Raw genomic sequence first — 16,064 nt, 5'->3', positions numbered from 1 at the left:
GGATTAGTAATGGAGGAGAAAACATGAGCTTGATTAAATTATTAGCCATTGATTTAGGTGCAAGTTCAGGACGTGTTATGCAGGCGATTTATGACGGACACTCCCTCCAATTATCAGAGGTTCACCGGTTCAAAAACGAACCGGTGAATCTTAATGATGGTTTGTATTGGAATTTGTTGCACTTGTTTGGAGAAATTAAGCAAGGAATCAAGAAGGCTTCCAAAGATTCGATTCCGATTCGTTCCATCTCTGTTGATACATGGGGAGTAGACTATGCCTATCTAGATCAAAATGGAGATTTGCTCTATCAACCACATTGTTACAGAGATAACCGAATGGGTCGATATGAGGAGTCATTTTATAACACTATCTCGAAGAAAAAATTATTCCAAAAGACAGGTGTGCAGCCTGCAACCATTAATACGGTCTTACAAATCTATTCAGATTTGCAAGAGAAACCACAACTTAAAAATATCGTTCAACGTGTGTTGTTTATTCCAGATATGATTAACTACTTACTTTCAGGTGTGCTTTCAAATGAATACACGATTGCAAGTACGAGTGGATTGTTGGATATCTTCACACAAGATTTTTCTGAAGAAGTGTTTGAACGATTAGATATTCCACGTAAATGGTTCACAAATCCAGTGAAAAATGGTGCGGTGTTAAGACAATTATCACCACGCATTACACAACAGCTGAAAGTAGATTCATTTGACGTCATTGCAGGGGCTGGACACGATACAGCTGCTGCGGTGCTAGCGATTCCATATGAGAAGGAAAAAGGCACAGTCTTTATTTCATGCGGAACTTGGTCATTAGTAGGAACTGAATCTGAAGAACCAGTTGTTACAGAGGAAGCATTTGCATCAGGATTAACAAATGAAGGATGTTTTGATGGTAAATATAGACTCTTACAAAACACAACTGGAATGTGGATTATTCAAGAATTACAACGAGACTGGCGTTTACAAGGGGAAGAAGTTGGCTTTGGAGAAATGGTCACATTAGCCGAAGCAGTAACAGACAACCAAACATGGATTCATCCAAACGATCCAATTTTTGCTTCACCTGGAGACATGGAATCGAAAATTAAAGAATGGTGTAAAGTAAGTGGACAAGTTGTTCCACAAACGAAAGGGCATCTTGTTCGTGTCGTTTTAGAAAGTTTAGCTTTAACTTATCTTGAAACGATTAATCAATTAGAAGAATTGACGAAACAAGAAATGACAACTGTTCAAATGGTCGGCGGAGGAATTCAAAACAAACTTCTATGCCAGTTAACAGCTGACTTTACAGGTCGAACAGTGATTACTGGTCCGATTGAAGCAAGTGCGCTTGGAAATATCCTTTCACAAATGCTTACTCTTGGAATTATTAGTAGTCGCAAAGAAGCTCAAGAGATTATTAAAGCTTCTGAACCAGTGACTCGTTACGAAAGTCGTACAGTTGCAGATTTGGAAGAAATTCGCTTGAAATTCAATAAAGTGAAGAGAGGAATTCAGTAATGTTAAAACAAATTCCTAAAATTTTAAGCCCAGAACTTGTGAAATATTTAATGGAAATGGGACATGGAGATGAATTGGTGCTTGCGGATGCAAACTTCCCAGCTCATCGTATCGGGCAACGAGTGATTCGTATGGATGGCCATGGTGTTCCTGTAGCTTTAGAAGCAATTCTACAAGTATTACCATTAGATACTTACAGCTCATATCAAGCAGGACTAATGCAAGTCGTTCCGGGAGATCCGACAGTTCCAGTGATTTGGGACGAATATAAACGTCTCTTAGAAGAAAATCACCCAGGAGCAGCCATTAAAGAGTTCGAACGATTTGAGTTTTACGAACAAGCAAAAGACGCTTATCTTGTGATTCAAACAGGAGAAAGTGCCTTGTACGGAAATATCATCTTGAAAAAAGGTGTTTTATAAATTTACTAGTTAGGAGAGAAAAATTATGTCAACATTTTATGTACCAGCAATTAACTTGATTGGAAGAGGAGTCGTTAAAGAAATTGGACCTTACGTAAAAGATCTAGGATATCATAAAGCTCTTTTAGTAACGGATAAATTTATCGAATCAAGTGATATTCTTCCCAAAGTAACAGGACCTTTAAAAGAAGCAGGTGTGGACTTTGTAGTTTACTCTGACGTAGAGCCAAACCCAACTTGTAAAAACGTTAATGATGGGGTTGCTGCAGTTAAAGAACACAACTGTGACTTCATTATCAGTTTAGGTGGGGGATCACCTCAAGACTGTGCAAGCTGTATTTCAATCATTGCAACAAACGGTGGTAAACCACAAGACTACGAAGGATTACACAAATCTGCTAAAAAAGGCTTACCAGTTGTAGCAATCAATACAACTGCAGGTACTTCTGCTGAAATTACAATCAACTATGTAATTACAGACGAAGAAAGAAAAGTTAAAATGGTAATGGTTGATAAAAACAGCCTAGCTTTAATCTCTGTAAATGACCCTGAATTAATGGTATCTAAACCAGCAGCATTAACTGCTGCAACAGGTATGGATGCTTTAACTCACGCGGTTGAAGCTTTAGTAACTCCAGGTGCTTACGGCGTTACTAAGAAATTATCAATTGGAGCAATTGAATTAATTAAAGAATACTTACCACGTGCTGTTAAAGATGGTCATGACATCGAAGCTCGTGAAGGTATGGTGAACGCAATCTTCTTAGGCGGTATGTCATTCAACAACGCTGGACTTGGTTATGTTCACTCAATGGCTCACCAATTAGGTGCTGTTTACAAACTTCCACACGGTGTATGCTGTGCGATGTTATTACCAGTTATCGAACGCGAAAATGCAAAACGTGTTCCAGCTGCATTCCGTGATGTTGCAAAAGCTTTAGGTTTACAAACTGAAGGTAAATCAGACGAAGAATGTGCAGCATATGCGATCAAAGAAATCGAAACTCTTTCTGAAACAGTTGGTATTCCTAAGAAATTAACTGAATTAGGAATTGAAGAAAAAGACTTCGACTTCGAATATCTATCTAAGAATGCGTTAATCGATGCTTGTGCACCAGGTAACCCATTCATGCCAACATTAGAAGAAACAATTGCTTTCTACAAAGAATTGTTCTAATCGATAAAATAAAAATTCGTATAGCTTTTAGACCGTGGAGTATTGTCCCCCCCAATATTTGGACAATACTCCTTATTTATTTCTGGATAAGAATTTATGAAAACGCATAAATTGCGCTTGAAATTTCAGTTTAGCTGGTCTAGTATTAAGATGTAGAACAAAAATAGGAGGAAATAGAATGATAGGGTTAATTCTTACAGGACATGGGGAGTTTGCAATTGGAGTAGGACATGCTTTAGAAATGATTGCAGGAAAACAAACTGCATATAAAGTAGTGCCTTTTTTAGAAAGCGATTCAATAGAAACTCTTGAAAATAATCTAAGAGATGCTATGAAAGAGTTGCAAGAGAAAACAGAAGGAATTGTTGTATTTGCTGACCTTTTAGGAGGAAGTCCTTTCAAATCAGCAGTGGTAGCTTCAATGGATTTCGAAAATGTTGAGGTTGTCGTAGGTACAAACTTACCAATGTTAATTGAAATAGCGATGTTACGCGAGTTCGCTTCAAGCGCTCAAGAAGTATTGACTCAAAGTTTAGCAGCAGGTCGAGAAGCTATTCAACGGGTGAGTCTCCCAACACCTCATAATGAAGTGCTTGAAGAAGGAATAGATGGAATTTAATTTCAGAGAAATAGAAATTACTGTGCGACTATACTACTTATTAGCGTGTAAAAAATGGACGCCTTTACGTTGTATCGTTCTACTATTAGTTGTCGGAATCGGTTTTGCATTCTTAGGTAATGTACTAGGAGTTAATTTCTGGGAGTAATTAGAATTCTAAAAAAATAAGCTAGGCATTAAGCCTAGCTTATTTTTTGTGGAATAGACTTTTGAAAGAGTATTCGCTTAGATAAATCCTTTAAACTGTTTTTTAAGGCGGTCGGCAATAAACACCGCAATGACTAATTTCCCTAAGTCAGGAAGAATAAATGGATATAATCCGAATCCTAAAATTTGTTGAAGATCAAAGTTCTTTCCTTGTAATCCTGTTAATACATAGGTCATAAACGGAATTCCAAAGGCATAAAAGATAACTTCTCCAACAAGAGCTGCGATAATAAAGCCTACAAAATTGTTAAAGCGACGTGCTAAAAATGAAACGATTGGAGCCGCTACGATAAATCCAATAATAAAACCAAATGATGGTGCAATGAATAATGCTGTACCACTTCCTAATAAGAAGATGAGTAAGAAATGAATAAATTGAGAAGCAAAGGCTGCAAATGGTGGCAGGATTAATGCCGATAAAAGAACTGCTGCAGTTTGAGCAGTAAAAGGGACTGACCCAATTGGAATTTTTAAGAAGCTAGATACATAGCAAAGGGCGCCAAAAAGGGCAGCTAATACAATATATTTGATTGAAATTTTTTTCATAATAAAACTCTCCTAACATTTTATGATTGAGGGCGAATACTTACTTCACCATATGATAATGAATGAATCGATCCATCGTCTGTTTGGACGATGAGATGACCGTTATTGTCCACGCTTTTTGCGGTGGCAGGATATGTTTTCATACCGCTAAGGACATTGATTTTTTTCCCGACAATAATCGAATGAGTTTTATACTCTCCCATGAAGTCGCGTTTACCAGAATTGATGTCCTCGTAGCATTGATTCCATTCTTTAAGGAAACGAGCTACAAATTCGTTGCGGCTGAAATTTTTTGGAATCTCTTGCGGAGAAAAGAGGGAGCCGATAATCGGTTTTAAGTCCTCTGGAATAATGGCGTCGTCGATATGCAAATTAATTCCCATGCCAACAATCAACGCATCCACCCTTTGAGCTTCGATATTCGTTACAGCCTCTGTTAAAATACCAGCGATTTTTTTATCATGATAGTAGAGGTCGTTCACCCATTTAATTCCAACTGTTTCATGAATGAAATATTCTACTGCACGCGTTGCAGCAACTGCTGTAGCGCAAGTGATTAATGAAATGCTATCCAAGTCACCTTCTGGAAAAATACAGATACTCATGTATAAACCAGATTTGGGAGGTGAGAGGAAGGTTCTTCCTAGACGGCCACGTCCAGCTGTTTGCTCTTCTGCAATAAAGAAGGTGGGAACTCTTGCCCCTGAAGCGCCATAGTTTTTAGCTAAATCATTGGTTGAAGTAGTTGTCTCAAAGACTTGAATATCCCAATCTTGTAAATGTTCACCTAGATGAGTTCGAATGCCTTCAAGGGTTAACAAATCCGTCTGTCTGGATAATTGATAACCTACTTTTGTGCTTGAGGTAATTTCGTAACCGTCTTTCTTTAATTGCTGAATGGCTTTCCACACTGCGGTTCGAGAAAGATTCAAATGGTCAGCGATATCTTGTCCAGAAAGGGGTTTGTCTACGGTGCTATATAATAGTCGTAAAACTTCCTGTTTAGTACTCATAATGGCCTCCTTTCGTCAATATTCATGTTTTTAAGTGTAACAGATTTAATCCGATTGTCAACTAACAAATTTTCGAAGGTTAACAATAGCGACGGACGTTTAAAATATAGCAGATTCTTATAGGAACATGGTATAATAACTGAGAAGATTTAGTGAAAGGAATTTTAGTATGAGAAAATTAGTCATTAACGGTGGTAAACCGCTAAAAGGTGAAGTGACCATTAGTGGAGCAAAAAATAGTACAGTAGCTTTAATTCCGGCTGCTATTATCGCCGAAGAACCAGTAGTATTAGAAGGGGTGCCTGACATCCAAGATGTTGCTGCATTAATTGAAATTTTAAATGATTTTAACGTGAAAACAGAATTTGTAGATGGAACATTAACCATTGATCCAACAGAAATGAAATCCATCCCAATGCCAAAAGGAAAAATCCAAAGTATGAGAGCTTCTTATTATTTTATGGGAGCAACTCTTGCGAAGTTTGGAGAAGGTGTGGTAGGACTTCCTGGCGGGTGTTTCTTAGGACCACGACCAATCGATCAACATTTAAAAGGATTCAAAGCTTTAGGTGCCAATGTAGTAGATCATGATGGGGCTATCTATTTATCAACCGATGAAGAAGGTCTAGTAGGAACAAAAATTTATATGGACGTTGTTTCTGTAGGGGCAACCATTAACGTTTTATTAGCCGCTGTTCGTGCTAAAGGAAAAACGATTATTGAGAACGCTGCTCGTGAACCTGAGATTATCGATGTAGTGACACTGTTAAATAAAATGGGTGCTAATATTAAAGGGGCAGGAACAAGTATGATTCGTGTGGAAGGAGTAGAAAAACTCCACGGATGTAGTCATACAATTATCCCTGACCGCATTGAAGCAGGAACTTATTTATCAGTTGCCGCAGCAGTTGGAGAAGGAGTTCGCGTTAAAAACGTAATTTTTGAACACTTAGAAAGTCTCATTGCAAAGATGGATGAGATGGGCGTCAAGATGGAAGTTGGAGAGGATGATATCTATGTTTATCCTTCTACAAATCTTAAGGCAGTGAATATTAAAACCATGCCGTATCCAGGATTTGCTACAGACTTGCAACAAACGATTACTCCATTATTTATGAAAGCACATGGGACTGCAATGATTGTAGATACCATTTATCCAAAACGTGTTGGGCATGTTCCAGAATTAAATCGTATGGGAGCCCATGGAAAAGTGATTGAAGATATTATTACATTTGAAGGACCAACGCCTCTAGTAGGTGCAGAAGTTGCTGCAAGTGATCTTCGTGCTGGAGCTGGACTTGTAGTCGCGGGATTAATGGCTGAAGGAACGACTAAGATTTCTAATATTGAACATATTCTTAGAGGTTATTCAAATATTGTTGAGAAACTTCAAGCTCTAGGTGCTGATATTACGATGATTGAAGAATAAGAAGGGACAATATGCCAGAACAAGTAGAAACTGTAACCTTGCAAAGTTTGCAAGAAAAGACTTTAAAAGAGATGTACGGCTTTGCTAAACATTATAAAATTCCTTATTACGGTCAGATGAATAAAAAGGAATTGGCACTTGCGATTATTCGCGCCCAAGAAGAAGCTACAGGATTTTTTCAAGTAGAAGGGGTCTTGGATATTAATCGTGCAGAGGGTTTTGGATTCCTTAGACCCATCAACTACTCAAGTAGCCAAGAAGATATTTACATTTCTTCTTCTCAAATCAGACGCTTTGATCTTCGAAATGGAGATTTAGTGAGTGGAACTGCACGTCCTCCTCGCCAAGGTGAAAAGTTTAATGGATTAATGCAAGTGGGATTTGTTAATGGAAAAGATCCTGAAGAGGCAAAAGAAAGAGATCATTTCCCAGGACTTACACCACTTTATCCAGAAAAGCAAATGATTTTGGAAACAACAAGAGGGCGAATCGCCTCTAGAATGCTTGATTTAATTTGTCCGATTGGCTTTGGACAAAGGGGCTTGATTGTTGCTCCGCCAAAAGCAGGAAAGACCAGTCTATTAAAGGAAATTGCTAATGGAATTACGACAAATCATCCAGATGCTGAGTTGATTATTTTATTAATCGATGAACGACCAGAAGAAGTAACGGATATTGAACGCACAGTAAACGCTGAGGTGGTTTATTCAACGTTCGATCAGCTGCCGGAAAACCATATTAAGATTAGTGAATTAGTATTAGAACGTGCTTTGCGACTAGTGGAGGACGGGAGAGATGTCATTATTTTAATGGACAGCTTGACGCGATTAGCTAGAGCATATAATTTAACGATTCCCCCTTCAGGAAGAACTTTAAGCGGTGGGATTGATCCTGCTGCATTCTATCGCCCTAAAAAATTCTTTGGTTCTGCTAGAAATATTGAAGAAGGCGGAAGTTTGACGATTTTAGCGACTGCTTTAGTTGAAACGGGAAGTCGAATGGATGATGTCATTTATGAAGAGTTTAAAGGAACTGGAAATTCAGAAATCCATCTTTCAAGAGAACTTGCAGAAAGAAGAGTGTTTCCTGCGATTGACGTTAAGCGCTCAGGAACGCGTAAAGAAGAAATGTTACTTTCAAAAGAAATCATTGACGTGATATGGAAAGTGCGCCATTCGATTAAAGGTGATGGGCTTGAGACGAGTGAGCAACTAGTGAAACAGTTGAAAGAAACAAAGTCCAATGACGATTTTATTCGTCGATTAAACTTACTAGGTTAATCTAACATCCCCTAAGTTTTTTCTTAGGGGATGTTGTTTTTTATGTCAAACGGAATTTTATTTAGAAAGCTCCTTATGGTAGAATATAAGAAGGAGTGATATCACGTGAAAAAGAAAAAAGTAATCAAAACAAATGCTGTAAGAATGGTAGAACAAGCCAAGATTCCCTATGTTATTCATGAGTATGATGTAGATACCGCTCATTTAGATGCGCTTCATGCTGCAGACGGAATGGGGATTCCTGTTGAAGAAGTGTATAAAACGATTGTGTTAACAGGGGATAGAACAGGGCATCTAGTTGCTTGTATTGCAGCTCATAAGGAATTAGATTTAAAACAGGTGGCAAAAATTTCAGGGAATAAGAAAGTTGAATTACTATCTCTAGATCAGCTCGAACCTCTTACAGGGTATGTGCGCGGAGGTTGCTCTCCCATCGGTATGAAAAAGAAATTTCCAACTTTTATTGAGGAGAGTGCGATGCACCATAAGACTATTCGCATCTCAGCGGGAAAGCGTGGTTTGCAAATGGAGTTGGCACCGAAAGACTTACAAAAAATGACTGAAGCAACCTTGTTTAATAATGCTAGTCATGAGGAAATTGATGAGTGATTTAACAATTCTTCACGTGAATGATATGCACTCAAATTTTCATTCGTTAAAAACGCAAACGAATTTTATGAGGGCTAGAAGGAAAGAACTTGAAGAATTAGGTCATACTGTTTGGGCAGTTGATTTAGGAGACTTGATTGATCGAGTTCATCCTCTAGTGGAAGCAAAAAATGGGCAAATTGCGTCGACCATTTTGAACCAGCAAAGAATAGATTTTGTAACACTAGGAAATAATGAAGGGACTGCTTATACTCCAAAAGAACTAGAGGGAGCTTATAAGGAAAGGGATTTTAAAGTCATTATCTCTAATGTGAAGTGGCAATCTACAGGGGAAACACCGACTTATGCAACTGAAATCCAATTCGAGATAATTGAACAGTGTAGCATTGCGATACTAGGGCTTACAGCCGCATATCCAGAAAGTTACGAACCAAATGGATATTGGATTGAAGACCCTTTAAAAACGCTCGATAGGTTAGTTCCAAGACTCGCTAGTGAGGGAAATCAAATTGTCCTTTTATCCCATTTGGGTATTGAGTTGGATACCTTGATAGCCGAATCGTATCCAGAAATTCAAGTCATTCTTGGAGCACACACACATCATTTGTTTAAAGAAGGAAAAAGGGTGAACCAAACACTCTTAACAGGTGGATTTAAATATGGTGCTTACATTGGAGAGCTCCATTTAAAAACCGAGAAAGAAAAACTCATTCCCTTAGAGGAAAGAATGATTGAAGTTGAAACGCTAAAAGAGGATCCTGCGACTGATGAAGGAAAAATCTACCTAGAAGAAGGAATCAAATTACTCAAAGAAAATATTGTTCTTACTCAGATTCCAGATTATTCAGTAAGAGACTTGGCACAACTTTCCCTTGAAGCGATGATTAGGCAAACAGGGATTCCAATTGCATTTATATATACCGGACTATTTGTACATGAGTTTAAGAAGGGGGCATTAACGAAGTTTGATTTACATAACTGTATGCCTCATCCGATTCACTTAAATAAAAGTCAATTTTCTGTAAAAAATTTTAAACAATTACTCCAAGTTTTTGAAGAGCAACAACCAGAATTATTAGAAAAAGCTATTCGCGGATATGGTTTTCGTGGTAAACTATTTGGGGAGATCTTATATACTGGTTTTTCTAAAAAGGGTGAAGAAATTATCGTCGATGGAAAAGTTTTAGGAGACGATGAAATCATTACATTTGTATGCCCAGACCATATGCGTTTTGTCCCTTTTTTCCCGATGATTGAAGAAAAAGGGATCAATCAAATTTTATATCCAGATTTATTAAGAACGATTATTGAAAAAGAATTAATTTTTAAAGAAAGGAACTATCATGACTGAGAAAACCGTAGAGACGCTTTCAGATGAATTGAGTCAAGTTTTGCAAGAAATTGTGACGAATCCTGATGAGGAACCAAAAAGAGCGGTGGTAGTGGACGAAAAAACGATTTTGGTCGATGAGGTACATTACCAAATCATTGAAGATTATAGAAACGGATTTAATATTGAAGCTTTCAATGAACGCTATAACGATATTTTTGAGCGTTATGACTATATTGTAGGGGATTGGGGCCATGAAAAATTACGATTAAAGGGCTTCTTTAAACATTCTCATAAATTAGCAACTCCAGATAGAGATATTGATTATTTACAAGAGTATATTTTGGAATATTGCAATTTTGGCTGTCAGTATTTTGTATTAGAAAGAGATCCTGAGGCAAAACACAAACCTGTTCTTGAGGAAGAAAAACCTCAACGTCCAAGACGAGAAAGAAATTCTCAAAGAAAACGCCAAAATAATCCAAGACGAGAGCATGTATTTAGTCCAGTAGATTTAGATGCTCCTGCGAGAAATCAACAAAACCGTAAGTTCAAAGAGAAATCTCAAAATCGTCAAAAGCGTCGTAATAATGAAACAAATCCACGCAATAAAAAAGAACAAGATTTTAATTTAAAAGAATTTATTCCAAAAGAGACAATGAAGGAATATGGAGAAAAAACGTTTAAACCTAAAACGAAGAAATCAAATTCGCAACATTTCTCAATGAAAGAAGTTGAAAAATCTTCAAGTAGCAAGGTGAAGAAAAGTGTCGTTAAAAATCCTCAGAAAAAAGGATTCCATATTAGAGAAAACCAACAAAGAGGGAAATAAATGTATAAAGCATATTTTATTGATTTAGACGGAACCATGTATAAGGGAAAGGAACGTATTCCTACTGCAGAAGCTTTTATTAAACGACTACAAGAAGCTAATATCCCGTTTTTATTCGTAACAAATAATGCGACGAAAACTCCTGAACAAGTGGCCCAAAACTTGCGTGATAATTATGGGACAAATGTTGAAGCAGCTGAAGTGTATACAAGTGGAGTTGCTGCAGTAGATTACATAAAAGCACACTATCCTGTAGAACGTGTGATGGTGATTGGAGAAGATGCGATTAAGAATCAAGTAAAAGCAGCTGGCTTTATACTGGATTCAGATAATCCGGAACTAGTCTTACAATCCTTAGACCGAAGCGTTACTTATAAAGATTTAGAGAAAGCAACTTTAGCCATTCGAGCTGGAGCTACTTATATTGTTACAAATATTGATTCCAATTTACCGAGTGAAAAAGGTCCTGTTCCTGGTTCAGGAGCAATAACAGGATTCCTAAAAGTGGCTACTCAAGTCGAACCGATTGTCATCGGTAAACCAAGTAGTATCATTATGGAATCTGCATTAGACTATCTCAATGCGAAGTTTCCTAGTTCACATTTCACAAAAGAAGATATTGCCATGGTTGGAGATAATTACCAAACAGATATTCAAGCAGGCATTCAATATGGAATGGATACAATTATGGTATTAACAGGATTTTCTACAAGAGAAACATTGTTGAACGTAGAGGAACAACCAACCCATTTAGTAGAGGATTTGAGTAAATGGAACATTTAATGAGACCTTATCGAGTTCAAAAATGGGGGATAGCTATTGCTCTATTTTTATTCTGGTTAAGTTTAGGAATTACCTTTGTGATCTTTTTCGAACCGCTATACCATTGGTCCATTCAGTGGTTTGGAGTAGAAAAAATGACTGGATACAGTGCAGATGTTCTTAAAACAAATTATCATGAACTGATAGGATATTTGACGAATCCGTTAAATGATTCACTGGTGATGAGTAATTTTACGAGTTCTCAGCAAGGATTATTTCATTTTTTTGAAGTCAAAAGGTTGTTCTTTATTAATTTTGCCATATTCCTTTCATCCGGGTTAGTCAGCTTTTTTGGAATTCGGTCCTTAAAACAAAGGCGTTTAACATGGCTTTTGAGAAGGCCAATTCGATGGCTGGTTCTCGTTCCGATTTTTGTTTGTGTTGGAATTGCAAGCTTTTTTAATACATTATTTATTAAGTTTCATGAGCTCTTTTTTAACAATGATGCTTGGATTTTTGATCCCAAGAAGGATCCTATTATTTTAGCTTTGCCAGAAGAATTTTTTATGGTTTGCTTTATTGTGGTCTTTAGCATATTGCTACTCGGGTTATTGGGAACCAATTTATTGATTAAAAATTTAAAAGAAATCTAGTCTTTTTATACGAGAAGTGACCTTTTATCGAAGGTTGCTTCTCTTTTTTTATAAAAATATTCATTTTTGGAAGCACTAAACATGAAAAAATGATATGATAAAGATAGCGAATTTTTTAAGGATTGGTGAATGAATCAATGAAATTATCGATTGTAATTCCATTTTATAACGAAGAGAATATGATTCAAAAAATGTATAATGCTTTAGTAAAAGAAATTAATCAAATCACACAAGCTGAATTTGAGTTAATTTTTATTAACGATGGGAGTAAAGATCGTACCTTTGAGAAGATGCTGGCTATTGCAGACGCAGATTCTCGCGTAAAATATATTAGTTTTAGTAGAAATTTTGGTAAAGAAGCTGGGACGATAGCAGGTCTTGAATATGCAACCGGGGAAGCCGTGATTTTAATGGATGGAGACTTACAACATCCACCCGCATTATTACCTGAGATGATAGCCGCTTATCAAGAGGGATATGATGTTGTTAGCGCGAGACGTACGCGTACAGGAGAGAAACCGCATCGTACGTTTTTAGCAAAACATTTTTACAAATTAGCAAATAAAATGATGGACATTGAATTAATGGATGGAGTATCAGAATTCCGTTTATTCAGTCGTAAAGCCGTTCGTGCCATTTTATCTTTACAAGAATATAATCGTTTTTCTAAAGGGATTTTTTCTTGGATTGGTTTCAAAGAAAAAGTAATTGAATATGAAAATCAAGTTCGTACAGTGGGAGAAACGAAGTACTCATTGAGCTTTTCGTTAAATTATGCCATTCAAGGAATTTTATCTTTCAATGACAAACCGTTGCGAATGTGTATTAACTTAGGTCTTTTCTGTTTAATGATTTCAGTCGCTTATGTATTATGGTCATTTGTACAATATTTTGTAGCTCCTGACACGATGGTTAGTGGATATTTCACAACTATTTTTTCAGTAGTTCTTTTTGGAGGGATTCAACTGATTTCTATTGGCGTGTTAGGCGAATACATTGGAAAAATTTATTACGAAGTTAAAAAACGCCCTCATTATCTTGTGGATCAAACCAACATGACACAGAAAGGAGAGCAAAATGACAACTAAGAAAAAAGTCTATTTAGCTAGTTTCCTAGCTCCGATGCTGATTATGCTCGTAGCTTGGATCATAGATGGATTTTTCCCTTTTGGTGCTAAATCATTAATGGCGGTTGATTTTAATGCACAATATATTGGTCTTTATGCCTATTTCAAACATTTATTTTTAAATGGAGATTGGAGCAGTTTTTTCTATTCTTTCTCTAAGTCGATTGGAGGAGGAATGCTTGGAATTTGGGGATTTAATTTATTGAGTCCTTTTAACTTTCTGTTTCTACTGTTTTCTGAAGAGAATTTTCAATGGGTTGTTCCTGTGACTATTGCCTTACGTTATGGAACGATGGGTCTAACAATGACGCATTTCTTAGTAAAGCGATATGATGGCTTAAAGAAAAAAGCATATTTATTACCAATTGTAGCAACAATCTATGCATTAAATGGGTTTAATGTTAGTTATCAAATGAACCCTATTTTTTACGATGGCATGATTGTCTTGCCGCTTGTATTAATTGGAGTAGAACAAGTTTTAGATAATGAATCTCCTAAGGGCTATATCGGAATGCTTGCTCTTGCATTGTTTGTTCATTTCTATATGGGATATATGACCTGTATTTTTGTAGTGATTTATGCATTCTTTTATATTATCCGCTCTAAAGAGTTTACGAACTTCAAAATTACGTTTGAACGATTGTTAAAATTAGCGACTGCTTCCATTATTGCAGTAGGGATGGTTGCCGTTATTCTATTGCCAATTATTATTAGTTTAGTCTCTACAAAAGGTGGATTACAAAGCTCTTTGAAATTTGAATGGACTTTGCAAATCAATCCTTTAGAAATTTTGGCTAAATTATTTTTAGGAGCTTTCGACAATGAATCTTGGCCAGCAGGACCAAACTTACCAAATATTTATGTTGCAAGTTTAGGAATTTTGGGAACTCTTTACTATTTTATCTCTAATAAAATTACAAAATGGGGCAAGATTGCAGCAGGATTTGTATTAACTATTTTCCTCATTTCATGTGCCCATGAGTTTACAAGTAAATTATGGCATATGGGTCAAAACCCTGCCGGATTCTTCTATCGTTTTTCATGGATTATTGCTTTCTTCTTGATTTATCTTTCTTATTTAAGTTTAAGAGAAATGGAACGCTTTACTCCAAAAGAAGCGAGTATTTTATTTGTTGGTATGGCCATTATTTTTGTGATTGTTCAGTATCAAACTCATTCATTCTTGACGGTTTGGCAACGCATAGCCACAATCGGAATTTATATGATTATCCTTATTGCTTTGTTCTGGACAAAGGTAAAGAAACCATGGGTCGTTATTGCAGCTCTCACAGTAGTTGAACTGACGGCAAATGCGGCTATCGTCCAGTCTAGAGTCGGATATACTGATGCTTATAAGTATCATGATGCTGTACTTCAATTAAAAGAAGCGATTAATCCGATTAGACCGGATCATTCTGACTTTTATCGTATAAATAAATCATTTAATTTAAGTAAAAATGATCCGTTTATGGTGGACTATCCAGGTTTATCTGTATTTAGTTCTAACTTAGAAAATAGTACAAGAGATTTATTTGATCGATTAGGAAATAACGGGATTAATGCTACTACTTATTATCAAGGAACGCCTTTCCAAGATGCTTTATTCTCTGTGAAATATTTAGTGGCTCCAAAACCTGTATATACGAAGGAATATCCGGATACCTCTAAAATGTATGTATTTGGAAACATGGTAACCAGAAAGGATATAACGACTAAAGAACCTGTGTTTGAAGCAACTAGAACAATCACTTATCAAGGCGGGTCAATTTTACCAATTGCTTTTGGAGTGAATGATGATACGACGAAGGTTAAACTTGCAAATCATCAACCTATTCAAAATCACAATAAAATAGTACAGGCAATGGGACAAACGAGTGAGTCTTACTTAACGATTCTAGCTGCGAATGATGTGAAATTAGAAAATATGGAAGTGTTTGATTCTTCAAAACCTGAAACGTATCGACGAATTGATTCCTCAAAACCAGGAAAAATTACGTATCATTTAGTTCCTCAGTCTTCTGAAGATTATTGGGTATCAATTCCTCAGATTCTTTCTCATTCAAATAAAAATAACGTTAGAATTTTACTGAATGAAAATAGTTATGATTTCCAAAATAAATTCCAACAAGCACAATTAATTCAAATTGCTCACAACTCACATGGAAAAGCAGTAGATTTGACGATTGAAATTGATTCGAATGAAGAATTTAATCTTTCAGGCTTACGTCTAGCAAGAACGAATGGCGCTTTAGCAAATCGCATTATTGAGGAACGACAACGCCAAGGCTTGCAAGTAGAACACTGGAATCAAAGTAATTTTAAAGGAACTGTAACGATTACGGATGATAGTACTTGGATGATGACAAGTATTCCATATGATAGAGGATGGACAGTGAAGGTAGATGGAAAAGTAGTTGGAACTAAGAAAATTTGGGATAGTTTATTAGCCTTCCCAATTACTTCTGGAGAACATACTATTGAGATGACCTATTTACCAGATGGCTTTATGGCAGGCTTAATCATTTCTATTTTCTCTATCGTAATTTACGG

At 36.5% G+C, this 16,064-nt stretch carries 16 protein-coding genes; 14 read left to right on the top strand and 2 right to left on the bottom strand.

Annotated elements, in window-relative coordinates:
* The first annotated feature begins 23 nt into the window (after positions 1–23).
* The 5 genes from Q0594_RS01685 (at position 24) to Q0594_RS01665 (ending at position 3,874) form a co-directional block, all read left to right on the top strand.
* Positions 24–1,508 carry a rhamnulokinase family protein gene (locus Q0594_RS01685; protein ID WP_298729311.1) on the top strand — a complete coding sequence of 495 codons (1,485 nt, stop codon included), beginning with the start codon at positions 24–26 and terminating at the stop codon, positions 1,506–1,508.
* Positions 1,508–1,930, top strand: a complete 423-nt coding sequence (locus Q0594_RS01680; RefSeq protein ID WP_048712408.1) for an RbsD/FucU domain-containing protein — start codon at positions 1,508–1,510, stop codon at positions 1,928–1,930. The genes Q0594_RS01685 and Q0594_RS01680 overlap by 1 nt, the downstream gene beginning before the upstream one ends.
* Before the next feature lie 25 nt (positions 1,931–1,955).
* On the top strand, positions 1,956–3,107 hold the full coding sequence (locus Q0594_RS01675) for an iron-containing alcohol dehydrogenase (RefSeq protein WP_298729308.1): 1,152 nt from the start codon (positions 1,956–1,958) through the stop codon (positions 3,105–3,107).
* Positions 3,108–3,285: 178 nt separating this feature from the next.
* Entirely contained in the window at positions 3,286–3,726 is a 441-nt protein-coding gene (gene agaF, locus Q0594_RS01670; RefSeq protein ID WP_298729306.1) for a PTS galactosamine/N-acetylgalactosamine transporter subunit IIA, read from the top strand.
* The gene (locus tag Q0594_RS01665) at positions 3,716–3,874 is read left to right on the top strand and encodes a hypothetical protein (RefSeq protein ID WP_298729304.1); all 159 of its coding nucleotides are present in this window, start codon (positions 3,716–3,718) and stop codon (positions 3,872–3,874) included. Before agaF ends, Q0594_RS01665 begins: the two co-directional genes overlap by 11 nt.
* Before the next feature lie 77 nt (positions 3,875–3,951).
* Here Q0594_RS01665 and Q0594_RS01660 read toward each other — a convergent pair whose 3' ends face one another.
* Positions 3,952–4,479, bottom strand: coding sequence for a biotin transporter BioY (locus tag Q0594_RS01660; RefSeq protein WP_298729299.1), 528 nt, complete (start codon positions 4,477–4,479; stop codon positions 3,952–3,954).
* Positions 4,480–4,499: 20 nt separating this feature from the next.
* A complete protein-coding gene (locus Q0594_RS01655; RefSeq protein WP_298729297.1) occupies positions 4,500–5,492 on the bottom strand; it encodes a biotin--[acetyl-CoA-carboxylase] ligase in 993 nt (330 codons plus the stop codon).
* Between the two features lie 169 nt (positions 5,493–5,661).
* On the opposite strand from Q0594_RS01655, the gene Q0594_RS01650 reads away from it, so the two are divergent.
* The 9 genes from Q0594_RS01650 to Q0594_RS01610 all read left to right on the top strand — a co-directional run.
* On the top strand, positions 5,662–6,921 hold the full coding sequence (locus tag Q0594_RS01650) for a UDP-N-acetylglucosamine 1-carboxyvinyltransferase (protein ID WP_298729295.1): 1,260 nt from the start codon (positions 5,662–5,664) through the stop codon (positions 6,919–6,921).
* A gap of 11 nt (positions 6,922–6,932) precedes the next feature.
* Complete coding sequence (gene rho, locus Q0594_RS01645) at positions 6,933–8,201, top strand: transcription termination factor Rho (RefSeq protein ID WP_005606878.1); 1,269 nt, start codon at positions 6,933–6,935, stop codon at positions 8,199–8,201.
* Positions 8,202–8,306: 105 nt separating this feature from the next.
* Positions 8,307–8,810, top strand: a complete 504-nt coding sequence (gene ybaK, locus Q0594_RS01640) for a Cys-tRNA(Pro) deacylase (RefSeq protein WP_298729290.1) — start codon at positions 8,307–8,309, stop codon at positions 8,808–8,810.
* Complete coding sequence (locus Q0594_RS01635) at positions 8,803–10,161, top strand: metallophosphoesterase (protein WP_298729288.1); 1,359 nt, start codon at positions 8,803–8,805, stop codon at positions 10,159–10,161. Before ybaK ends, Q0594_RS01635 begins: the two co-directional genes overlap by 8 nt.
* Entirely contained in the window at positions 10,154–10,972 is an 819-nt protein-coding gene (locus Q0594_RS01630; protein ID WP_298729285.1) for a YutD-like domain-containing protein, read from the top strand. The genes Q0594_RS01635 and Q0594_RS01630 overlap by 8 nt, the downstream gene beginning before the upstream one ends.
* A complete protein-coding gene (locus Q0594_RS01625; protein ID WP_298729283.1) occupies positions 10,973–11,755 on the top strand; it encodes a TIGR01457 family HAD-type hydrolase in 783 nt (260 codons plus the stop codon). It begins immediately after the preceding gene.
* The gene (locus Q0594_RS01620; RefSeq protein WP_298729281.1) at positions 11,743–12,387 is read left to right on the top strand and encodes a TIGR01906 family membrane protein; all 645 of its coding nucleotides are present in this window, start codon (positions 11,743–11,745) and stop codon (positions 12,385–12,387) included. Before Q0594_RS01625 ends, Q0594_RS01620 begins: the two co-directional genes overlap by 13 nt.
* Positions 12,388–12,524: 137 nt before the next feature.
* A complete protein-coding gene (locus Q0594_RS01615; protein WP_298729277.1) occupies positions 12,525–13,475 on the top strand; it encodes a glycosyltransferase family 2 protein in 951 nt (316 codons plus the stop codon).
* The coding region (locus Q0594_RS01610) for a YfhO family protein (RefSeq protein WP_298729276.1) at positions 13,465–16,064 on the top strand (2,600 nt) is incomplete at its 3' end. The genes Q0594_RS01615 and Q0594_RS01610, both read left to right, overlap by 11 nt.

The sequence above is a fragment of the uncultured Granulicatella sp. genome (genome assembly GCF_938030755.1).
Taxonomy (GTDB): domain Bacteria; phylum Bacillota; class Bacilli; order Lactobacillales; family Aerococcaceae; genus Granulicatella.
Note: the sequence above shows the minus strand (reverse complement) of the source record. Positions and strands in the feature narration are given on the sequence as shown.